General features: G+C 68.6%; 21 protein-coding genes. 4 read left to right on the top strand and 17 right to left on the bottom strand.

The window, feature by feature from the left end; translation table 11 throughout:
* The 7 genes from K6T84_RS05400 to K6T84_RS05370 form a co-directional block, all read right to left on the bottom strand.
* Complete coding sequence (locus K6T84_RS05400; protein ID WP_225400395.1) at positions 1 to 699, bottom strand: hypothetical protein; 699 nt, start codon at positions 697 to 699, stop codon at positions 1 to 3.
* Positions 700 to 825: 126 nt separating this feature from the next.
* Entirely contained in the window at positions 826 to 2,070 is a 1,245-nt protein-coding gene (locus tag K6T84_RS05395) for a hypothetical protein (protein ID WP_225400396.1), read from the bottom strand.
* Entirely contained in the window at positions 2,067 to 3,005 is a 939-nt protein-coding gene (locus K6T84_RS05390; protein ID WP_225400397.1) for a PP2C family serine/threonine-protein phosphatase, read from the bottom strand. Before K6T84_RS05390 ends, K6T84_RS05395 begins: the two co-directional genes overlap by 4 nt.
* Positions 3,002 to 3,697, bottom strand: a complete 696-nt coding sequence (locus K6T84_RS05385; protein WP_225400398.1) for a vWA domain-containing protein — start codon at positions 3,695 to 3,697, stop codon at positions 3,002 to 3,004. The genes K6T84_RS05390 and K6T84_RS05385 overlap by 4 nt, the downstream gene beginning before the upstream one ends.
* Before the next feature lie 77 nt (positions 3,698 to 3,774).
* Entirely contained in the window at positions 3,775 to 5,283 is a 1,509-nt protein-coding gene (locus K6T84_RS05380) for a DUF7937 domain-containing protein (protein WP_225400399.1), read from the bottom strand.
* Positions 5,276 to 7,756: a DUF7159 family protein gene (locus K6T84_RS05375; RefSeq protein ID WP_329786653.1), complete on the bottom strand. Its 2,481-nt coding sequence runs from the start codon at positions 7,754 to 7,756 to the stop codon at positions 5,276 to 5,278. Before K6T84_RS05375 ends, K6T84_RS05380 begins: the two co-directional genes overlap by 8 nt.
* An 84-nt stretch (positions 7,757 to 7,840) precedes the next feature.
* Positions 7,841 to 8,650 (bottom strand): TetR/AcrR family transcriptional regulator, encoded by an 810-nt coding sequence (locus tag K6T84_RS05370; protein WP_224861619.1) that lies wholly within the window; start codon positions 8,648 to 8,650, stop codon positions 7,841 to 7,843.
* 177 nt (positions 8,651 to 8,827) lie between these two features.
* Between K6T84_RS05370 and K6T84_RS05365 the strand changes: the two genes are divergently transcribed.
* On the top strand, positions 8,828 to 9,517 hold the full coding sequence (locus tag K6T84_RS05365) for a DNA-binding response regulator (RefSeq protein WP_224861622.1): 690 nt from the start codon (positions 8,828 to 8,830) through the stop codon (positions 9,515 to 9,517).
* Positions 9,518 to 9,527: 10 nt separating this feature from the next.
* Here the strand turns inward: K6T84_RS05365 and K6T84_RS05360 are convergent, their stop codons facing one another.
* The 9 genes from K6T84_RS05360 to prfB form a co-directional block, all read right to left on the bottom strand.
* Positions 9,528 to 10,106 (bottom strand): hypothetical protein, encoded by a 579-nt coding sequence (locus tag K6T84_RS05360; RefSeq protein WP_225400400.1) that lies wholly within the window; start codon positions 10,104 to 10,106, stop codon positions 9,528 to 9,530.
* Positions 10,107 to 10,113: 7 nt separating this feature from the next.
* Positions 10,114 to 11,001 carry a WXG100 family type VII secretion target gene (locus tag K6T84_RS05355; RefSeq protein ID WP_224861626.1) on the bottom strand — a complete coding sequence of 296 codons (888 nt, stop codon included), beginning with the start codon at positions 10,999 to 11,001 and terminating at the stop codon, positions 10,114 to 10,116.
* A 175-nt stretch (positions 11,002 to 11,176) separates the two neighbouring features.
* The gene (locus K6T84_RS05350) at positions 11,177 to 12,022 is read right to left on the bottom strand and encodes an EamA family transporter (RefSeq protein WP_224865880.1); all 846 of its coding nucleotides are present in this window, start codon (positions 12,020 to 12,022) and stop codon (positions 11,177 to 11,179) included.
* The gene (gene smpB, locus K6T84_RS05345; protein ID WP_224861628.1) at positions 12,019 to 12,522 is read right to left on the bottom strand and encodes an SsrA-binding protein SmpB; all 504 of its coding nucleotides are present in this window, start codon (positions 12,520 to 12,522) and stop codon (positions 12,019 to 12,021) included. The genes K6T84_RS05350 and smpB overlap by 4 nt, the downstream gene beginning before the upstream one ends.
* Before the next feature lie 2 nt (positions 12,523 to 12,524).
* On the bottom strand, positions 12,525 to 13,418 hold the full coding sequence (gene ftsX / locus K6T84_RS05340) for a permease-like cell division protein FtsX (protein ID WP_224861630.1): 894 nt from the start codon (positions 13,416 to 13,418) through the stop codon (positions 12,525 to 12,527).
* Positions 13,419 to 14,108 (bottom strand): cell division ATP-binding protein FtsE, encoded by a 690-nt coding sequence (gene ftsE / locus K6T84_RS05335; protein WP_224865882.1) that lies wholly within the window; start codon positions 14,106 to 14,108, stop codon positions 13,419 to 13,421.
* 51 nt (positions 14,109 to 14,159) lie between these two features.
* Positions 14,160 to 14,690 carry an Rv3103c family proline-rich protein gene (locus K6T84_RS05330; RefSeq protein ID WP_225400401.1) on the bottom strand — a complete coding sequence of 177 codons (531 nt, stop codon included), beginning with the start codon at positions 14,688 to 14,690 and terminating at the stop codon, positions 14,160 to 14,162.
* Positions 14,687 to 15,589 (bottom strand): mechanosensitive ion channel family protein, encoded by a 903-nt coding sequence (locus K6T84_RS05325; protein WP_224861634.1) that lies wholly within the window; start codon positions 15,587 to 15,589, stop codon positions 14,687 to 14,689. The genes K6T84_RS05330 and K6T84_RS05325 overlap by 4 nt, the downstream gene beginning before the upstream one ends.
* A gap of 3 nt (positions 15,590 to 15,592) precedes the next feature.
* Entirely contained in the window at positions 15,593 to 16,699 is a 1,107-nt protein-coding gene (gene prfB / locus K6T84_RS05320; protein ID WP_224861636.1) for a peptide chain release factor 2, read from the bottom strand.
* A 122-nt stretch (positions 16,700 to 16,821) separates the two neighbouring features.
* Here prfB and K6T84_RS05315 point away from each other — a divergent pair, with 122 nt between their 5' ends.
* The gene (locus K6T84_RS05315) at positions 16,822 to 18,186 is read left to right on the top strand and encodes an FAD-dependent oxidoreductase (protein ID WP_224861638.1); all 1,365 of its coding nucleotides are present in this window, start codon (positions 16,822 to 16,824) and stop codon (positions 18,184 to 18,186) included.
* A 3-nt stretch (positions 18,187 to 18,189) separates the two neighbouring features.
* Here K6T84_RS05315 and K6T84_RS05310 read toward each other — a convergent pair whose 3' ends face one another.
* Positions 18,190 to 18,519, bottom strand: coding sequence for a hypothetical protein (locus tag K6T84_RS05310; RefSeq protein ID WP_224861640.1), 330 nt, complete (start codon positions 18,517 to 18,519; stop codon positions 18,190 to 18,192).
* Between the two features lie 23 nt (positions 18,520 to 18,542).
* On the opposite strand from K6T84_RS05310, the gene hisN reads away from it, so the two are divergent.
* Together hisN and K6T84_RS05300 are read left to right on the top strand one after the other, a co-directional pair.
* Positions 18,543 to 19,343 (top strand): histidinol-phosphatase, encoded by an 801-nt coding sequence (gene hisN / locus K6T84_RS05305; protein ID WP_224861642.1) that lies wholly within the window; start codon positions 18,543 to 18,545, stop codon positions 19,341 to 19,343.
* A 97-nt stretch (positions 19,344 to 19,440) separates the two neighbouring features.
* On the top strand, positions 19,441 to 20,850 hold the full coding sequence (locus K6T84_RS05300) for an acyl-CoA dehydrogenase family protein (protein WP_224861644.1): 1,410 nt from the start codon (positions 19,441 to 19,443) through the stop codon (positions 20,848 to 20,850).
* Positions 20,851 to 20,864 lie beyond the last annotated feature (14 nt).

Raw genomic sequence — 20,864 nt, 5'->3', positions numbered from 1 at the left:
TCATCCGAGTAGGTCGGATTCGTGGATCTGCAACACTCCGCCGGTCGAGACGAACTTGATTCGCCGCTGCTCACTTGAGGTGTTACCCCGGTAGGGCACCAAGGCGAGGCGGGCGATCACGCTGTCGGGACCGTCGGGCTGCACCGACGTCACGGACACACTCTGAATCGTGGCCCAGAAGCCCGCGTAGTCCGACCAGGACAGTCTCGCGGTGAACTGGCTGTCGAGTCGGTCCCAGGTAGCCCGCGGATTCGCCGGCAGGTCTGAGTAGTGCCGGTAGACGAAATCCCGCATCCCCTCGAACGTGATCGCCGAGGCGGCGGCCGCGTTGTGCGCGGGGCCCCCGGGTGTGGCGGTGTAGTTCGGCCCGGTCGGCTCGATGGTCCAGCCCGGGCCAGCAGACTCGGCGCCGGCACTCGCACGGTCGTCCGATTTCGAGACCGCGAGCCGAACGAGGAAGATCCCGAGAAGTGCCACCACCAGTACCGCGGCAACGGCGGCGACGATCACCATCGCGCCCCGCGGAGCGGGGCCGGCACCTGGCGCAACCGGTGCGCCCAAGACACCGGCGTCCTCGTCGTCGACGAAGAAATTCCAGCTCGGCGGCGCGGGCGGCCACGACGGGTCGGGCGCCCAGCCCGCATCAGGAACCCAGTCGGGCGTCGGCACCTCCCAGCCCGGTGGGGCATTGAATCGCACGAACGGACTCCTTATGCGCGGGAGGGCTGGCCGGTTGCGGTTATCAAGTTACGGGCGGAATTCCACTATGACCAGTGCGTTTCCGAAGATTAGTACGTTGGTATGACGGCGCCGGGGCCGCCGGTCCTACAACCCGAAACTGGACGCACCGCTCAGGATCGCCCACACGATGAACACGGTCAGGATCAACACCACCGCCACGGCCGTCCAGATCCCGATCACGATGAGTTGCGCCTTGTTCGACACGGGCTGGGGCAACGCCGGGGGCGGCCGGCCACCCGCAACCGTCATCCTCGGCGGCAACGCGCGTGCCTGCCGACCTCGGCGGGCGCTGCGTTCCGCGTCGATCGCGCACCATGGGCAGCCGGCCCCGGCCGGAATCTGGTGCTGCCCGGTGCCGCATCTGCCCAATCGGATGCGCAACAGCGCCGCGCGCCACTCGGCAGCGCTGGGTCGGGCCGCCGGATTCTGCACGCCGTCGGTGAACGCCCGCACGAACATCCGTTGGATCTCCTCGGGCAGGAATCCGATCGGCGGCGCCAGCGGATGCGTCCGCAGCTGCGAATTCGGTCCGCCGGCCCAGTTGCCGATCCTGGCCAGGCTCAAGGCATCCGGCTGCTCCCCCGACCCGGTCCAGGTGCCGCGGAAGAACGGGTGGTTGCCGGCCATCAGCAGTTGGTGGATGTGCACCGCCAGCGCGAACAGATCAGAGGTCTGCTCGCGGGGAAACTCACGCAGGTTGTGCCCGGCCAACTCCGGAGCGGTGAACTCCGGACGGCCCACCCCGCACAGATAGCGCTGCCCCGACCGGTCGGTGAACTGCATGGAATCGCAGTCGACCAGGCTCACCTCGGTGGTGTCGGAGACCAGGATGTTGCGTTCCTGGAAGTCGCCGATCACCGCGTCCACCCGGTGCACGACCTCGACGGCCAGGCACAGGTTCGCGGCGGTGTTGACCAGATGGTTCCAGTCGGCGTTGCGGGTCCACTGCGGGGCCGACGGCAACGGGTCCATCCGGTTGACCGGGTTGCTCATGGTGTGGATCTCGACCGAGGTCGCGGTGTCGATCCGCGGCATCACGTATCCGATCGGGCCGGACTGTCCCACCACCAGCTCGGTGGGCCAGGTCAACACCACAAATCCGTTGGGCTGCACCGTCCCCGGCGGAGGCGACTGCACCATCGCGGCCACCTTGTCCAGCTTCGAGGGCAACTCGTTGAGGGTGGGGTGGAAGATCTTGGCGACCCATTCCGGATGCCCTGCCACCTCGTAGACGGCACCTTCGCCGGCACTGGCCAACAGGGGGGCCAGCCGGACCGGTTCGCCGCTGCCCAGCCGGGCCCCCTCGATCCGGGGGTCGGCGTCACTCATCGCAGCCACCTCCCCCACCGGCTGCGTCGCACGGACGCAGCCGGCTGCGTCTGCTCCGCATCGTGGACTTCGCCGCCGGCCCCGCTCTCACCGGTCTCATCAGGGCTGCCGGGAGCGCCGGAATGCGCCCACCGCATGGTCTCCGGCGCCGCGGCGTGCGCATTGTCGCCCAGCGCGGCCAGCACCAGCGTCTTGTCGTCTCCGGTCTGATCGTCCTCGATCGTGCCGAGCATCTCCTGCAACTGGCCGGACCGCGCACCGGCCCGCACATGCTGCCAGGAGCCGCGGAAGAACGGCTGATACGCCGCGCCGGTGGCCACATCGGTGATCTTGTAGGTCAGGCCGTCGGTGCTGAGAGCGAACGCGCTCACCCCCGCGTGACTGGTGGTGCGAAATGAATCATCAAGGGCACGTTCGGATTGCAGGAACGACGTGGTGTTGGCGTAGCCGTCCTTGTGTTCGATCAGGACGGTCTCGATCGCCTCGCCGCGTTCGGTGGCGATGATCCCGTCGCCGACCTGACCGAAGGCGGCCATCCGTGGATCAGCCAGCCCCACGGACAGGGTCGTGGACAGCAGGGCGGCATCCAGATTCATCGACGCCGCCTGGCGATACACCCGCTCCAAAGCCCCGTCGAACAGCGACCGCAGCAACTGCGTCGCCTCGGCGGCCGATGCCGCCCGGAAACGGTCGACGAACTCCGGATTCAGCCCGTCTTTGAGCACACCGCGACAGGCGACGTAGGCGCCCCAGGCCGACGTGCCGGTCACCGACCCCGCCCCGTCGGCCACCGCGGCAACCAGGAAGTCGCCGAGAACTCCGTAGCTGTAGGCGTCATCGCAGCCCAGGCCGCGGCGTCGGTGCTCGGAACCGACCACCGACGCACCGCAGACCATCCACTCCCGGCCGGACTCAATCCGACCGGCAGGGCTCACGCGCTGGTCCAGCCGGTCACCGACGGCAGCGGGATCTGCTCGCCGCCGAGCTCGGCGTCGTCGCGGCCGAACTCCGAGGAGTTCGAGACGTTGCTCAGCGACGCCGACAGCCATTCGAACAGTTCCTGGTATTTCAGGCCGTCCAGCGGCGCCGGGCTGCGTTGCTGGGACAGCCTGCCCAACTGCTGGTAGTTGACCCGCGGGCCCGCCCCCACCGCAAACACCGTTACGCCCTTGGCTGTTTCGGCGGCATTGAGCCGGGCCACCGCCGCGTCGAAGCCATCCAAGTTGGGTTTGCCGTCGGTGAGCACCAGGATCCACGGCCGGTAGTACTGCAACCCGGCCACCTTGTAGGCCTGTTTGCGGTCTTCGAGGATGTCCAGCGCCAGGTTGATCCCGGCCCCCAGGTTCGTGGTGCCGCCGGCGGTGAACGGCACCGGCTGCAACGACCTGGCCTCCTGCATCGGCACCAGCACCGTTGCGACGGTCCCGAAAGTCACCACCGCGACCTCGACCCGCTTGCTGGCCAAGGCTTCGTTGTGCAGATATTCGGTGAACGCGGCGAACCCGCGCTCGAGCGCGGCGATGGGCTCACCCTGCATGGAGCCCGAGACGTCGGCCAGTACGACACAGGCGACCCTGGGATCAGGGTTTGCGTCATTGAGTTCGACGGACCATCCCCAGTCAGCCACCGGCGTACCCCTTTGTAGACATCAGTGCATGCGGGAGCAATCTTCGCATCGTCGGCCACCACCGGTCACGCGACCGGCTACGACTCCTCTTTCGGGGCGTTTGCGCCGTAGGTGGTCCCGGCCGCGAAGCGCTGCGTCGACTGGGCCAGCACGTCGGCGGCCCGGTCCTTGCGCGTGACGGGTTCGGCGGGCGCCGGGTCCGGTACCGCGATCCGTGCTGCCGGAAGCGGGGGCGCGGACGGTGGGGACCCGTCGGGGGCCGGCGGGGCCGGGACGGGGGCCTGGGCCTGGGCCGGTCGTGGTGCCGCAGCCGTGCCCGATGGCCTGGCGCCCACGCCGATCGCCGCAACCAGCAACGCCAGGGCCAGCACGCACAACGCGACGTCGAAGGTGCTGGTGATCTGTTGCACCAGATGGTTTCCGTAGACCGGGTTGACGGTACCGGGGTTGAGCGGGTCGATGCGAGGCACCAGGGCCACCCCGAGGATCACCCTGCAGACCGTCAGTACGACGAGGATGCCGAGAATCGGGACAGTGCGTGGGGCGGTACCGCTGCGACTGTTGACGAACAACCAGAGCGCCAACACCGCGGTGAGCAGATCGAACAGCATCAACATGGTCGCGCTGTACGGCGGGGTCGGCAGGCTGAGCACACCGGTCAGCATGACGTCGGTGATCCGCAGCACCGCCTTGCCGCCGCACCAGACCGCGATCAGCATCAGGCAGGAGCGGGTCACCTTGCGCCACAGGTCTTGCGAGCCCGCCGTCCATGCCGAGCGAACAACAGGAGTGCCGATCAGCGCGGCCACCGCGACCCATGCGAGGTAGCCGTCATAGCCGACGCTGACGGTGCCGGTGTTCTGCGCGATCCCATGGAAAGCATCCAGCAACCGGCCGACGGGCAGGAACCAGATCAGCGTTGCGGCGATCAGCGTCGCCCCGCCGAGCAGGACCGTGGCCAGCCGCGTCTCGGGCCGGTCCGAAACGATCCAGCGGCCTGCCACGATGACCGGAGCCAACGCCACCACGCCGTAGAGCAGTGCCGCAACGGCAGTCGTGAGGTTCTGGACGCCGGCCTCACCGCCGATGCCGGGCAGCACGAATCGAGTGCGGTAATAGAGGTTGAACAGTGTGGCCAACACCGCCAGCGCTATGGACGTCCAGCCGAGCGTGCGGCGCACCCGTGCGGAACGCGGGCCATCGGTTGTGGTGGTACCGGTTTGGGCCGCCAGCAGTGCTCCGGCCAGGCCCGACCACGCCCCCGGGCCCACCCCCGGAGCAACGGTCCCCGTCCCGCCGCAACGTACGGACATCACGATGGCGAACACCGTGAACGCCGCGACCAGAACCAGATAAGGCGCGGTGAGCATCATCCGCAGCGGTGATTCGCCGACGGCCAACGCGGAAAGCGACAGCAGGGTGGCCACCACGAGAATCACCAATACCCATGTGAGGGTCCCCGCAATGCCCAACCCGAAGTGGATGTTCCACGGCAGGAGCAATCCGAGGATCAACAGTGCTGCCGACAGTCCGGTACGAATCCGATTGGGCTGCAGCGCCTCCGGTTGCACGGCCGCGTCAGCCATTGCCGCCGCCGAACAATCCGCCGCCCGACGACCCGCCGCCGAACAGCCCGCCGCCCGACGACCCGCCGCCGAACAGCCCGCCGCCCGACGATCCGCCCGATGACCCGCCCGAGGATCCACCCCCGAACAGCCCGCCGCCCGACGATCCGCCGGACGAACCACCCGAGGACCCGCCACCGAACAGTCCGCCGCCACCCGATGAGCTACCCCCGGAGGAGGATTCGGGAGCCTGTACCGCAGGCAACGAGGGCATCACCGCCTTGGGCGCAGGCACCACCACCGGGGCGGGCTGCTCAACCGGAGCCTGGGTGGGCACCACCACCTTCGGAGCCGGGGCCGGCTCGACCACCTTCGGCGCCGGGGCCGGCTCTACCACCTTCGGCGCCGGGGCCGGCTCGACCACCTTCGGCGCCTGTTCGACCACAGCCGGGGCCTTGACCACCGGCGCAGGCGACTGCACCACGGGTTCGGGCGCCTTGACCACCGGCGCCGGTGACGACTTGGGCGCCTCCACCGATGGCGATGACTTCGGAGCCTCGACCGATGCGGACGCCTTGGGCGCCTCCACGGTCGCAGACGACTTCGGCACCTGCACCGACGACGACGCGGACGGCGCGGGCACCTCCACCGATGACGACGACGACGCAGACGGCGACGGCGACGGCTTGGCCACCTCCGCCGACGACGACGCGGACGGTGTGGGCACCTCCGCCGACGGCACCACGGCGCCACCGGAGGACTTCTCCGGCTGCGTCACGGGCGGCTCGACGGTCGGCAGCGGCCCCGTCCCGACAATGGTCGAACCGAGCGACCCGGGATCGGTGACGGTGGGAGCCAGTGGGGACACTCCCGAGGTCGAGTCCGCCGCGGGCAACTCGGAGATCGCCGTGACTCCGGTCGGCAACGCCGCCGCCTTCTCGGCGTCGGTGGCCCCCGACGCGAAGAGCCCGCCGGGAATGCTCCGCACCAGCGTGGTGGGATCCGACGCCGACGCACCCGATGCGACGGCCGGCGTGCTGTACAACGCGCCCTGGGTGGCCGGCACGGTGGCCAGCACTCCGACGTCGGCCAGGCTCTGACCTCCGGCCGTGAGGATATTGGCCAGCGCAATCGTCGCCCCGGTCGCCACCCCGGTGGCCACCGGCACAGTCAAGTTGCTCACAAGATTGATCACGTCGGTCGGGGTGAACTTGGAGAAGTCCGGGATCAGCCGGGTGGCCACCAATTGGGTGAGCGGGTCCATCGCCTGTCCGGTGGCGGCCGGTACCGACGAGTCCACCGGCGGCAGCGGCACATTCGGGTCCCGGACGCCGACGGTCCCGTCCCGGTACATGTCGATGATCGGCGTCGCCGCGTTGGCCGGCTGCCCCAGCGCCTGCGGTGTGAACGACCGGGCTGCCGTCTCGGTGCCGGCCGGCGGGATCTGCTCCACCACCGTCCAGTTCTTGGCATCGGGTTTGACGCCCTGGCCCGGGGTCACCGGCAGGTAGTCGCCGGGCACCGACGAGTCCTGCACCCGCAGCGCCTGCTGGCTGACCGCAGGCCGGATACCGATGGCGACGCTGACCGCCAGAGCGGCGAATCCGACGACCACGATGCCCGCGATCGTGCTGCCCACCAACAGAATCGGCGGTCGGGCCGGCGTCGGAGCTGCCGCGTCAGCGACAACGTCGTCCACCTCGTCGGGGTCGATCGCGTCCAACGGGCCGATCGCGCTCAACGGGTCCAACGGGGTCTGCTGGGGCACTGCGTCGGCGGACGGCAACCAGGGGTCGTCGTCGCCGCCGTCGACCTCGGAGTAGGCCAACTGCGACCCCTGCGGGCCGGCTGCGTCCAGCGGTGCCTCAAAGGCCTCGGTCGCGCCGGCCAGCGCCACACCCTGTGCGAGTGCGAAGTCGGACTGTTCGGCGTAGCGCACCGGAACCGGCGAGGCGGCGGTCAGTTCGGCGTTGAGCGACGACGCCGCCGAATCCAGCATGATGACGCTGGTCGCGCCACCCGGTTCCTCCGCGAGCCGCTCCAGCAGCTCCCGGTAGGCCGCCGCACGATCATCGGCGTCGATGGTGGCGACGTCGATCAGCGACGTGGTGCCGGTGGGGGCATCCACAATGGACAACGCCGCCGTATCGCCCTCGACCGACAGAATCGCGGCGGTCTCACCGCCCGTCAGTCCCGGCGCAGCCGCGGTCGTCGCCGCCGGCGACGACACCGCGGTCACGTTCATCACGTCGGCGTCCCGCAGTGCGTCGACCACCGCGCCGACCTGGGCGTCGTCAGCGCCGCAGACCCGAGTCGCTATCAGGCGATGCCCGGTGTCGGTCAGCTGTCGATCGGTCGAGACCAGCGTCGACACCACGTCACCGTCGGCCAGGCTGATCTGCGACTGGTCGATCACCGAATGGGGCGGGGCGGCGTCGAGCAGCACGATCCGCGCATCCGCTGGGGACAGCTCGACCCCGAGCGAGACATCCATCCAAGTCACCTCTCTACCGCGCACCGGATGTATTACCGCATCATCCTCACACCGCGGACTGACCACGGGTATCGACCGTTCGGACTACGCCGGAAACTCCGGGTCGGGCTCGATCATGGCGTCCAGGATCGCCAGGAACGCCAATGGCGGCAGCTCCCACTCGACCGGCTCGCCGTCCAGGCCCGGTTTGAGGATCACCGAAGCCACGGTGGCCGGGTCGGTGAAACCCAGCCGGATGAGCCCGTCCATCGTCGCGGATCCGGTGGCGATCGCCGTTCTGATGTCGAAACCTGCTTTCATCCGCATGCCGACCAGCGGCAGCGTCTCGGTGTAGACCTCGGCGACCCGATCGATGATCCGGGCATGCGACGCCGCCATGGCCGCCAGAATGCGCTGCTGATCCTCGTCGTCGAGGGTGGGCACCGCGACCGCCAGCGCAGTGAACGAGCGCCAGGCCAGCGACCTGGCGGCCCCGTGAAAACTCTGGGTCACGGTGCTGCGCACCATCTCCTCCAGAACGGCGCGACGGCCCTGCGCCGTGCCGAGCAGCTGCCGGCTCTGATCCAGCACCCTGCGGGCGATACGGACCACGTCGTCGGCATAGCTGCCTTCGGGGCCGGGCGCGACCATCCGCTCCATCAGCTCGACGTAGAACGCCTCTTTGCTGCCCCAGGCGCGGTAGACCGAACTGCGCGGCACATCGGCGATCCGGATGAGCTCTTCCATGTTCAGGTGCGCCATGCTCACGGTCAGCCCGCCGCTTTCGGTCAGCATCGCCACCGCACTGCCGAGAATGCGTTCCCGCAGGTCAGATTCGCTCAGACGGCGGCGCCGCCAGGCGCCGCCGGTCACCCAGGTCTGCTCGCGGTTGCTGAAATCCCCCGGGTCAACCACCCTGCAATTCTAGACTGGGAGTCTCAATACTTGTCACGCTCGAATATCAATGACTATTCTTCGGACATAGGCTCCCGGTCGCGGACCCGCGTCCACTGAAGTGTCCAGCTAAATGAACTTCATGGGCCGGCTCGGAAGCAGAGGTAGCACGGCGGGTTGGACAGCGAACTTGCGGCAATGGCGCCGCAGACGGATTCCGGGGGCGCTACGCCGCCGGTCATCAGCGTCGCCGTCGTCGATGGGCACGATGTCGTCGCCGCCGGGATCGCCGCCTGGTGCGTGCAGGCCGAGTCGTCGATCTCGGTGGTCGGCAGTTTTCACAGCCCCCGGGAGATGTTGGCGCGCTACCCCGACGTCCCCAACGAGATCGACGTCGTGGTCTTCGACATCTTCGTCGACGGCGACCGGCCGGCATTCGCCGCACTGCGCGCGATGTGCCAGGCCGGCCAGCGGGTGGTCGTCTACTCACAGCTGTCGACCGACGAGGTGATCCTGACCTGCCTGGATATGGGCGCGGTGACCTACCTGGTCAAAACCGAGGGTCAGCGCCACCTGATCGACGCCATCGAGGCCGCGCATTCGGCCGAGCCCTACGTGGGCCCGCAGATGGCCAAGGCCCTGGCCAACGACCGCACCTCGGGCCGCACCAATCTCTCCGAGCGGGAGAAAGAGGTGCTGATCACCTGGTTTCAGACCGAGAGCAAGGAGCTCGTCGGCGGCCGGCTCTATATCGCACCGACGACCGTCCGCACCCACTTGCAGCGGGCCCGGGCCAAGTACGCGGCCGTCGGCCGGCCGGCCCCGACCAAGGCCGCACTGCTGGCCCGAGCCATCGAGGACGGCATCCTCAGCCTGAGCGATCTGTGATCCGGGCGGGTCAGGCGACCGTGGCGGCGAAGGCCTGCTCCAGCCCGGCGCGGTCCCACGTTCCGCCTGCCGGCACCACCGTCCGCTGATCGGGCTCCTCGCCGTAGACGATCACACACGCGTAGGCAGACGGGTTCTCGGCACCGGCCAGCAAGGTGCCGTCGGCGGTCTGGTCGGCCAGCTCGGTGATCGCCGCGAGCACCTCGCCCCCCTGCACCTGGCGGAAGCCGTGCACACCCTGCGCGGTCGTCGAATCGATCCACCAGATGCCCGCAACCGGCACCGCCGTGATCGCCGCACCGGCCATGGTCTCGGGCACCGCGACGGGAGCGATGTAGGCGCCGATCCGGTGCGGCGCGAGCAGGAACGTCTCGATGACCGCGGCCACTCCCGGGTGCGCGGTGTACCCGGATTCGGCGTCGGCGGTAAGGATTCCACGGATGGTCAGCGACCGGACGCCGCGCCGTCCGGCCTGGGTGAGCTCGTCGGCGGTCGGCGCGACGGTGGCCAGCCCGGTGGGCCAGGGCCGGCCCAGCAGCGCAGCAAGGGCGACGACCTCGTCGTCGGTCAGCAGAATTCCCTGGGCCATCGGCAGGTCACTTTCCAAACGGGTTGATGGTGAAGTTCGAGATCAGCTTGGGGATGTAGTCGACCACGGCGTCCCGGGCGGCCTCGAATGCCTGCCCGGGATGCGCGGTGACGAAGTCGACGTTGCGGGCCACGGTGGCCGGGCTGAAGTCAGCCTTGTTGAACTCGCTGACCACGTCGCCCCACTGGGAGACCGCCGCCCCGCCGAGGTACAGCGCCGGGTTGCGGCTGTCGAATCCGGCCTGGCGCAGCCCGCCACCGCCGATATCGGTGGCCAGATGGGCGCCTTCGGCGAGCTTGTCGCCCACACCAAGCCGATCGTCGAACGCCAGCGCCGTGCCGTCGGCGACGTTCATCGCATCACCGAGCGGGGTCATGCCGATCGCGGTGCCGACACTGATCGGCCAGATCGGGGTGCTGCCGACGGCGTCCCGGTACTCATTGAAGGGATTGGGGAAGCCCCATGTCGGGGCGACACTGTCGCCGCCGCCGGGCAGCGTCATCCCGCCCGGATCGGCGAACCCGCCACCCGGCCGGAGAAACCACGGCGTGGCGCCGACGTCGCCCGGCCAGCCCCACGCCGGACGCGGCGGGCCCGGCCCGAACCCGCTGCCGTTCACAGCACCGCCGGCCGCACTCGCCTGCTCCTGTTCGTCGGCATTGCGCCGCAGCGCCTCAGCTGCCTTGTCCAGGGCCTCGGCGGCAGTTCGGAGCCGGCCCGTCGCGTCGCCCCGCCATTCGGACCGGAACCGATCGGCGTCGGCACCGGTCCAGCGGACCGCGTTGAGTCGGCCGGCGGTCTGCGTCACCACGGCACGCAACTGATCGGCGGCTGCGGTGAATCGCCGGCTCAGCGCGCGCAGCTGATCGACGTCCCCGCCCACCCATCCGGGCATGCGACTCCTACGGGTTGTTCACTCCATGTTGTCCGGACCGCCACAGCGATCCCGATTGACGCTAACAACCCGGGACGATTTGGTCCGTCACCCAAACGTATGAATCTTCCGGGAAGACGCTGGCAGAGCCCGGTCCGGAGAAATATTCACGTCTCCGGACAAGCGTTCCTTTTCCCTACCCTGCGGTGATCATCACCACCGCGGCCACGGCAGCCAACATGCCGGCCAGCTGCGCCCGATGCACCCGTTCACGCAGCAGCACGATGGCCAGCACCACCGTCACCGCCGGAAACAACGAGATCAGCACGCTGGCCAGTGACAGGTCCGACCCCCGCAAGGCCAGCAGCATCGCAATATTGGCGCCGGTGTCCGCCAGCGCGGCCAGCAGCGCCAGCCGCATCGGCCGACCCGACGGAAGCCGCAGGTCGCCGGTGCCCGTCGCAACGGCGATCACCAGCAACGCGGCCGTCACCCGTGCGAAGGCCAGTGGCCACAGCCCGGAGTCCGGCGGTGCCGCGTCGATGAATACGAAATCCAGCCCGAAGGCCACTCCGGCCCCGACGGTCAGCCAGGCCACCTTGCGGGTGAACCGGTGCGGCCGAGTGTCCTCGTCGGTGGCCTGCCGGCTCACCATGACCACTGCCAACAGCGCGAGCGCGATCCCCGTCGCGGCCACCGGTCCGGGACGCTCGCCCTCGACCAGGCCCACCACCACCGGCACCCCCGCGGTCAGCACCGCCGACACCGGCGACACCACCGAGATCGGCCCGGAACCCAGCGCCGCGTAGAACCACCATCCGCCCAGTCCCAGGGCGATCCCGCAGGCCATGCCACAGCCGATGGCACCCGGGGAGATCCGTCCACCCACCACGACGGCCAACCCGCCCAGCAGCACCATCGTCACCGGGTAGGACAGCAGTACCACCCGCAGCGCAGGTATGCGGCGAGCAGCGATCCCGCCGGCGAAATCACTCGTCCCGAAGCTGGCCGCCGAGAGCAGCGCGAGGAGTGCGCCGTTCAGGTCATCCCCTTGGCGCGACGCCCCAGCGCGCGGGTCACTTCACGCTGGGCATCGCGGCGGGCGAGATCTTGTCGCTTGTCGTGAGCCTGCTTACCGCGCGCCAACGCCAATTCCACCTTCACCTTGCCCTCGGTGAAGTACACCGACAGCGGTACCAGGGTGAGGTTGCCGTCGCGGATCTTGCCGATCAGCATGTCGATCTGGCGCCGGTGCAACAGCAGTTTGCGGGTGCGCCGCGGATCGTGGTTGGTCCAGGTGCCGTGCTGGTACTCGGGGATGTGCATGTTGCGCAGCCACACCTCGCCGTCGTCGACGGTGGCGAAGGCGTCGACCAGGGAGGCCTGTCCCTCCCGCAGGCTCTTGACCTCGGTGCCCACCAGCGACACCCCGGCCTCGTAGACATCCAGAATCGAATAGTTGTGCCGCGCTTTGCGATTCGACGCAATGATCTGTTTGGTGGGCTGCTTCTTGTTGCCCTTGTCCGATGCTTTCTTGGCCATCACTACCGCCGGACGTACAGGCGCAGGGTCACATATCCGGTGGCCCCCGCCATCGCCGCGCCCAGCAGCAACAGGATCGGCGAGATGTAGAAGATGTCGGCATAGTCGATGCGTGCGATCAGATGCGCTTGGTAGAACTGGCTCAATGCGTTGTCCAGGAACAACGCTCGCACCACGATCAGTCCGATGATCGCGATGATCACGCCGACCGTCGCGGCCAGCACCGCCTCCACCAGGAACGGCAACTGGGTGTACCAGCGGCTGGCGCCCACCAGCCGCATGATGGAGACCTCGGTGCGCCGGGTGTAGGCCGCGACCTGAACCATGTTGGCGATCAACAAAACCGCCCCGACCGCCTGCACCAGGGCGATGGCGAACGCCGCGCTGCTCAGCCCGTCCAGCACCGCGAACAATCGGTCGATCAGCTTCTTCTGGTTGAGCACGCTGAGCACACCCGGTTGCCCCTGCATCGCGGCGTCGAAATCCTTGCTCTGCTCGGGGTTGTCCAGCTTGACCACGAACGACGCCGGGAAGGAGTCCTTGCTCGCCACGTCCTTGAATTCGGGGAACTTACGGATCGCGTCGGCGTAGGCATCGTCGGAATTGAGGTAGCGCACCGACTTCACGTCGTCGCGGGACTCGATGCGCTCCCGAAGCGCCTTGCAGGTCGGTGATTCACAGTTCGGGTCGTCGGCCGCGACGTCGGCGTTGACGAAGACCTGCGACTCGACGCGGTCCAGGTAGATGTTGCGGGACTGATCGGCCAGCCGCACCACCAGCAGACCACCGCCGAACAGGCCCACCGAGATAGCCGTGGTCAGGATCATCGCCACCGTCATGGTGACGTTGCGGCGCAGGCCGGTCAGGACCTCGTTGAACAGAAACCCAAAGCGCACTTAACGATCCATTCCGTAGACACCGCGCTGTTCGTCGCGCACCAGCCGTCCTAACGACAGCTCCACGACACGTTGCCGCATCGAGTCGACGATGTGGTGATCGTGGGTGGCCATCAGCACCGTGGTTCCGGTGCGGTTGATCCGCTCCAGCAGATCCATGATGTCCTCACTGGTCTCCGGGTCGAGGTTTCCGGTCGGCTCGTCGGCGAGCAGCACCAGCGGCCGGTTGACGAAAGCGCGGGCGATCGCCACCCGCTGCTGTTCTCCGCCGGACAGTTCGCCGGGCAGCCGGTTGGCCTTGCCGGACAGCCCGACCATCTCCAGCACCTCGGGGACCACGCGATTGATCATCTCCGGCTTCTTGCCGATGACCTCGAGGGCGAACGCGACGTTCTCGAACACCGTCTTCTGCTGCAGCAGCCGGAAGTCCTGGAAGACGCAGCCGAGCACCTGGCGCAGGCTCGGGATGTGCCGGCCGGGCAGCTTGTTGACGTGAAACTTCGACACCTGGATGTCGCCCTTGGTGGGGGTCTCCTCGGCCAGCAGCAGTCGCATGAACGTCGACTTACCCGAGCCCGACGGGCCGATCAGGAAGACGAACTCGCCCTTGTCGATCTTGACGTTGACGTTGTCCAGCGCTGGACGTGCCGACGACTTGTACTGCTTGGTGACATGGTCGAGCGTGATCATCACGGCACGCAGTTTAGCCGTGCGGGGCACCGATGCCGGTCAGGCCACGTGCTAGGGCACCGCGGGATGCGCGGGCGGGGGCGGGGGCGGGGCTGCCGACGGGACCGGCGTTGACGGAGCTGGGGACCCTGGCGGGGCCGGCGGCGGCACCGGGGCGGGCGGCGGGGGCGACTCGGGCGGCGCGGGGCTCTGCTCGGGTTCGTCCGGCGGGCAGAACGGCGGGCAGAACGGGAATCCGGGCACGGGCGTCCGGATCGGCGGTTCGCTGGTCGGTGAGGGCGTCTCGGTGGTGGTCGGCGTGGGGGTGACGGTCTCGGTGACGGTCGCCGGCGGCTGCTGCAGTCTGGTGCGCGGCACCCAGGTGTAAGCCGGGTCGGGAATGAAGCCGGGCGGCACCACCTGCGGCGCGGCCGGCGGCGTCACGTCCTCTCGGTAGGTGTCATAAACCCACCAAACCCCGGCGAACGCAATGATCAGCACCACGGTCGAGGTGCGGACCCGGCCGCCCAGCAGATACCCGGGCCAGCGGTGCCCGTCGCCGGCCGGGCGGGCCGTCTCCGGTTTCGTCAGCTTGAGTTTCACGGCGTCTCCACCGGCTTCACCTCACCGGCGGTGGTCACACCGACCGAGGCCAGTGCGCGCACCACCTGGGTGCGCAGCCGGCGTCCCACCTCGAACTGCTTGCCGGGCAGGGTGCGCGCGACCATCCGCAGATTGACCACGCCGACCTCCAGGCTCTCCACCCCCATGATCGAGGGCTCGTCGAGCAGCAGGTCGCGCAGCGGGGCGTCGGCCTCGCGCGCGTTCACGCACACCTGGTGCAGCACCTCGTTGACCTGGTTCAGGTCGGCAGTGGTGGGAACCGGGATGTCGACGACGGCACGCGCCCAGTCCTTGGACAGGTTCAGCGACCGAACGATGTTGCCGTTCGGGACGGTGAAGACCTCGCCGTTGGGAGTACGCAGCTTGGTCACCCGCAGAGTCACCTCCTCGACGGTGCCCAGCGCCTCGGTCAGCGCCCCGGTCATCGACAGCTGCACCAGATCGCCGAAACCGTACTGCTTTTCGGTGATGATGAAGAAACCGCTCAGCAGGTCCTGCACCAGCTTCTGAGCACCGAAACCCAACGCACCGCCCAGCACCGCCGCCGGCCCTACCAGCGAACCGACCGGGATGTCGAGGATCCCGGTGATCTGCACGGCCACCACCACGCACAGCATCACCACCGACACCCAGGAGATCACCGAGGCCACCGCCTGGCGATGCTTGGAAGCCTCCGAGCGCACCAGCGCGTCGCTGGCCGCAAAGCCGTGTTCGAGGCGCCGCGTCACCCGCCGCGCCGCCCAGGTGATGAACCGCGATGCCAGCGCCGCACCGATCAGCAGCAGGACGATCCGCAGGCCCTTGGTGATCACCCACTCGCCGATCGGACCACTCCACACGTCGTGCCAGCGCTGTCCGGGCGAGAAGGCCATCATCATGGCTTAGTCGCCATCCGGGGAGTTGCGCCACCGGATTCCGGCTTCCAGGAATCCGTCGATGTCACCGTCGAGCACCGCCGACGGGTTGCCGACCTCGTATTCAGTGCGCAGGTCCTTGACCATCTGGTAGGGGTGCAGCACGTAGGACCGCATCTGGTTGCCCCACGAGCTGCCGCCGTCGCCCTTGAGCGCGTCCATCTCGGCGCGCTCCTCGGAGCGCTTGCGTTCCATCAGCTTCGCCTGCAGCACCCGCATCGCCGAAACCTTGTTCTGCAGCTGCGATTTCTCGTTCTGGCAGGTGACGACGATCCCGGTGGGGATGTGGGTGAGCCGCACCGCCGAGTCGGTGGTGTTCACCGACTGCCCGCCCGGCCCGCTGGAGCGATAGACGTCGACCCGGACGTCGCCCTCGGGGATCTCGATGTGGTCGGTGGTCTCCACCACCGGCAGCACCTCGACCTCGGCGAACGACGTCTGCCGACGGCCCTGGTTGTCGAACGGGCTGATTCGAACCAGCCGGTGGGTGCCCTGCTCCACCGACAGGGTGCCGTAGGCGAACGGCGCGTGCACCGCGAACGTCGCGCTCTTGATCCCGGCCTCTTCGGCGTAGGAGGTGTCGAACACCTCGACCCCGTACTTGTGCTGCTCGGCCCAGCGGATATACATCCGCATCAGCATCTCGGCCCAGTCGGCGGCGTCCACCCCGCCCGCACCCGAACGAATGGTGACCAGCGCCTCGCGCTCGTCGTACTCGCCGGAGAGCAGGGTGCGGACCTCCATCGCGTCGACGTCCTCGCGTAGCTTGGCCAGCTCGGCGTCGGCCTCGGCGACCTCGTCCGCACCACCTTCTTCGGCGGCCAACTCATACAGAACCGGGAGGTCATCGACGCGTTGGCGCAGTTCCTCGACCCTGCGCAGCTCGGCCTGGGCGTGCGACAGCTCGCTGGTCACCTTCTGGGCGCGGGTCTGGTCGTCCCACAGGTTCGGATCCGAGGCGTCGCGTTCCAGATCGCCGATACGACGGCGCAGTCCGTCGACGTCGAGCACCCGCTCCACCGTGGTCAAGGTGGCGTCGAGGGCGGCGATGTCGGACTGGCGGTCAGGTTCCACGAACGCCAAGGTTACCGGCGCCGGTGAATCCGGTTGTCACGGACCGATGCCGACCTGTATCGCCCGGACCCTGTGTGCGTTTAGCATCAGCGGGACAAGCCCCGAACAGAAAGCTGGTGCGGATGCGTCCCTACCACGTCGCCATCGTCGGCTCCGGCCCGTCCGGGTTTTTCGCCGCGGCCTCCCTGCTCAAGCTCGCCGCCGGGGGTGACGTCGACGTGCGGGTCGACATGCTGGAGATGTTGCCGACGCCCTGGGGGCTGGTGCGCTCCGGTGTGGCGCCGGACCATCCCAAGATCAAGTCGATCAGCTCGCAGTTCGAGAAGACCGCTGCCGATCCCCGGTTCCGGTTCTTCGGCAACATCACCGTCGGCGAGCACGTCACGCCGGCCGAACTCGCCGAGCGCTACGACGCCGTGGTCTATGCCGTTGGGGCGCAGTCGGATCGACACCTGGGCATCCCGGGTGAGGAGCTGCCCGGCAGCGTCGCCGCGGTGGATTTCGTCGGCTGGTACAACGGCCATCCGCACTTCGCCGACCATGCCCCTGACCTGTCCGTCAAGCGTGCCGTCGTGATCGGCAACGGCAATGTGGCGCTCGATGTGGCCCGCATCCTGATCACCCAGCCGGATGAACTGCGCCGCACCGACATCGCCGACCACGCCCTGGAGCGGCTCGGCCCGCGCGACATCGAAGAGGTGGTGATCATCGGGCGTCGCGGCCCGCTGCAGGCCACCTTCACCAGCCCGGAACTCCGGGAACTCGGTGAGCTGGCCGGCCTCGACGACGTCGACGTGGTGATCGAGGCGGCCGAGTTCGCCGGCATCACCGACGAGGACGTCGAGACGGCAGCCAAGCATCCCAAGCAGAACGTGAAGGTGCTGCGCACCTACGTGGGACGCGAGCTCCACCCCGGGCACCGTCGGATCGTGTTCCGATTCGCCACCTCGCCGATCGAGATCCGCGGCGACGGGCGGGTGCAGGAGATCGTGCTGGGCCACAACGAACTGGTCACCGACGACGAGGGCCGGGTCAGCGCCCGCGACACCGGTGAACGCGAGGTACTGGCGGCCCAGCTGGTGGTGCGCTCGGTGGGCTATCGGGGCGTGCCGACGCCGGGGCTGCCGTTCGACGAGCGCAACGCGACCATCCCGCACACCGACGGACGCATCGACGGCACCGACAACCAGTACGTGGTCGGCTGGATCAAGCGCGGGCCGTCGGGGGTGATCGGCAGCAACAAGAGCGACTCCCAGGCGACCATCGACACGCTGGCCGCCGACCTGGCAGCCCGGGACCTACCCGACGTCGGGTCCGACTACGAAGCGCAACTGCAGGCCTGGCTGCTGTCCCGGCAGCCGGAGCTGATCACCGACGAGCACTGGCAGCGGATCGACGACCATGAGCGGTCCGCCGGCGAGCCGCACGGCCGGCCGCGGGTCAAACTGGCCAGCGTGGCGGAGATGCTGCGCATCGGGCGCAACTGAGAGTCAGGGTTGATGCGGCGGTCGGGCCACCAGGTTCCAGTTGTCGGGGTTGCGCGGCGAATACACCACCGGCAGCAGGTCACCGATGCTCGGCCACCTGCTGACGTCGACGGCGAGGCGCTGGTAAACCTCGTGCTCGTCGAGGGTCGGGCCGTGCAGAATGCCGGCGATGGTGACGAACTGCTCTCCCTCGGCATCGGGCCGCGGGCTCACACCGGTGACTAGAAGGGTGCCCTCCTGCGCCGACCCGCCCGGGCCCGGCCGGAAGAATCGCGGTGCGACGAACATCGCCAGGATCGCCAACAGCAGCAGCAGTGCCCCGATCTCCCACATGGCGCCATGGTAGGACTGCACCCATGGCGCACAGCAACACCAAGCTTGACGATGACCTGGCCCTGGCCCTGACCCTGGCCGGCCGGGCGGACGAGATCACCCTGGATCGGTTCGGCGCACTCGATCTGCGGGTGGACACCAAACCGGACCTGACGCCGGTCACCGATGCCGATCAGGCGGTCGAGACCGCGCTGCGCGAGGTGCTGGCGGCCGAGCGGCCCGACGACCAGATTCTCGGCGAAGAATTCGGCGGCACAGCGATTTTCAGCGGCCGGCAGTGGATCATCGACCCGATCGACGGCACCAAGAACTTTGTCCGCGGAGTCCCGGTCTGGGCCACCCTCATCGCGCTGCTGGAGGACGGCGTGCCGCAGATCGGGGTGGTCAGCGCCCCGGCTCTGCACCGGCGGTGGTGGGCCGCGCATGGCCAAGGCGCCTTCGCCCGCGTCGGCAACGGTCCGGCGAAGAAATTGTCGGTGTCCTCGGTGGCCGATCTGGATGCGGCCAGCCTGACGTTCGCCGGACTGACGACCTGGGTGCACCGCGGCCTGCGCGAGCAGTTCCTCGACTTGACCGAGGCGGTGTGGCGGGTGCGCGCCTACGGCGACTTCTGGGCGTACTGCCTACTGGCCGAGGGCGCGGTGGACGTCGTCGCCGAGCCGGCGGTGTCGGTGTGGGACCTCGCCGCGCTCGACGTGCTGGTGCGCGAAGCGGGCGGGCAATTCACCGACCTGACCGGTGCATCGGGGCCGCACGGCGGCAGCGCAGTGGCCACCAACGCGGTGCTGCACAAACAGGTGTTGGGGCGTCTGACCACGGGCTAGGCTGCGCGCTGAGGGTTTCGTCACACCTTACTACCGAGTCACCTTACTTCGGAGTAAGGTGGAGCCATCCACGCTTGCTGACCAGTGAGGCTCTGACATGACTGACACCGCACCGGCGACCACCGGATCCAAGGGCCGTACCCGGCGGACCGGCCCCTCAAGTGCGATCGGACTCGGCTCGCACAAGCGGTCCCCGATCGCCACCGCGCTCGCCATCGTCACACCGCTGGTGGGCCAGGAGTTCCTGGACCGCCACAACCTGCGCAGCCCGCTCAACCGCGCCCTGAACTACGGGGTCAAGACCGTGTTCTCGGTCGGCGCCACCGCCGGTCGCGAGTTCAAGCGTGTTCAGACGCTGGGCAAGTCCCCCACCCGACTCAAGGCCAGCGGTAAGGACTACTTCGACCTGACCCCCGACGACGACCAGCAGATGATCGTCGAGACCGTCGAGGAGTTCGCCGCCGAACTGCTGCGTCCGGCCGCCCACGACGCCGACGAGGCCGCCGACTATCCGGCAACGCTGCTGACCAAGGCCGCCGAGCTGGGCGTGACCGCGATCAACATCCCGGAAGACTTCGACGGGATCGCCGCACAGCGCTCGGCCGTCACCAATGTTCTGGTCGCCGAGGCACTGGCCTACGGCGACATGGGCTTGGCGCTGCCGATCCTGGCACCGGGTGGCTTCGCCTCGGCGCTGACGCACTGGGGCAGCGCCGACCAGCAGGCCACCTACCTGCCCTCCTTCGCCGGCGAGAACGTCCCACAGGCCTGCGTGGCGATCACCGAGCCGCACCCGCTGTTCGACCCGACCAACCTCAAGACCACCGCGGTGCGCACCCCCAGCGGCTACCGCCTCGACGGGGTCAAATCGCTGGTCCCAGCGGCCACCAGCGCCGAGGTGTTCATCGTCGCCGCGCAGCTGAGCGGCAAGCCGGCCCTGTTCATCGTCGAGTCCTCGGCCAAGGGCCTGAGCATCAAGCCGGACCCCAGCATGGGAATCCGTGCCGCCGCCCTCGGCCAGATCGAGCTGAACCAGGTCTCGGTGCCCCTCAGTGCCCGCCTCGGCGAAGCCGACACGACCGAAGCCGATCACGCGACCAACTATTCGGAAGCCATTGCGCTGTCCCGATTGGGTTGGGGCGCACTGGCCGTCGGCACCAGCCACGCGGTACTCGACTACGTGATGCCCTACGTCAAGGAGCGCGAGGCGTTCGGTGAGCCGATCGCCCGCCGGCAGTCGGTGGCCTTCATGTGCGCCAACATCGCCATCGAGCTGGACGGGCTGCGCCTGGTGGTCTGGCGCGGAGCCTGCCGCGCCGAGCAGGGCCTGCCGTTCATCCGCGAGGCCGCCCTGGCCAAGCGGCTCGGCACCGACAAGGGCATGCAGATCGGCCTCGACGGCGTGCAGCTGCTCGGCGGCCACGGCTACACCAAGGAACACCCGGTCGAGCGCTGGTACCGCGACCTGCGGGCCATCGGCGTCGCCGAGGGCGTCCTGGTGATCTAAAAGCAGTTACCTGA

Source organism: Mycobacterium zoologicum, from assembly GCF_020181635.2.
In the GTDB taxonomy this organism is placed as follows: Bacteria; Actinomycetota; Actinomycetes; order Mycobacteriales; family Mycobacteriaceae; genus Mycobacterium; species Mycobacterium zoologicum.
The sequence above is the reverse complement of the archived record's forward strand: the minus strand, read 5'-3'. Positions and strand labels throughout refer to the sequence as shown.

Excerpts from the sequence above, each read along its gene's own strand:
- K6T84_RS05355 (WP_224861626.1), bottom strand. The coding sequence starts at position 11,001 with ATGCCCGGATGGGTGGGCGGGGACGTCGATCAGCTGCGCGCGCTGAGC.
- K6T84_RS05375 (WP_329786653.1), bottom strand. The coding sequence starts at position 7,756 with ATGGATGTCTCGCTCGGGGTCGAGCTGTCCCCAGCGGATGCGCGGATC.
- K6T84_RS05315 (WP_224861638.1), top strand. The coding sequence starts at position 16,822 with ATGCGTCCCTACCACGTCGCCATCGTCGGCTCCGGCCCGTCCGGGTTT.
- K6T84_RS05325 (WP_224861634.1), bottom strand. The coding sequence starts at position 15,589 with ATGATGATGGCCTTCTCGCCCGGACAGCGCTGGCACGACGTGTGGAGT.
- K6T84_RS05365 (WP_224861622.1), top strand. The coding sequence starts at position 8,828 with ATGGCGCCGCAGACGGATTCCGGGGGCGCTACGCCGCCGGTCATCAGC.
- ftsE (WP_224865882.1), bottom strand. The coding sequence starts at position 14,108 with ATGATCACGCTCGACCATGTCACCAAGCAGTACAAGTCGTCGGCACGT.
- K6T84_RS05395 (WP_225400396.1), bottom strand. The coding sequence starts at position 2,070 with ATGAGTGACGCCGACCCCCGGATCGAGGGGGCCCGGCTGGGCAGCGGC.
- K6T84_RS05300 (WP_224861644.1), top strand. The coding sequence starts at position 19,441 with ATGACTGACACCGCACCGGCGACCACCGGATCCAAGGGCCGTACCCGG.
- hisN (WP_224861642.1), top strand. The coding sequence starts at position 18,543 with ATGGCGCACAGCAACACCAAGCTTGACGATGACCTGGCCCTGGCCCTG.
- K6T84_RS05360 (WP_225400400.1), bottom strand. The coding sequence starts at position 10,106 with ATGGCCCAGGGAATTCTGCTGACCGACGACGAGGTCGTCGCCCTTGCT.
- smpB (WP_224861628.1), bottom strand. The coding sequence starts at position 12,522 with ATGGCCAAGAAAGCATCGGACAAGGGCAACAAGAAGCAGCCCACCAAA.
- K6T84_RS05380 (WP_225400399.1), bottom strand. The coding sequence starts at position 5,283 with ATGGCTGACGCGGCCGTGCAACCGGAGGCGCTGCAGCCCAATCGGATT.
- K6T84_RS05310 (WP_224861640.1), bottom strand. The coding sequence starts at position 18,519 with ATGTGGGAGATCGGGGCACTGCTGCTGCTGTTGGCGATCCTGGCGATG.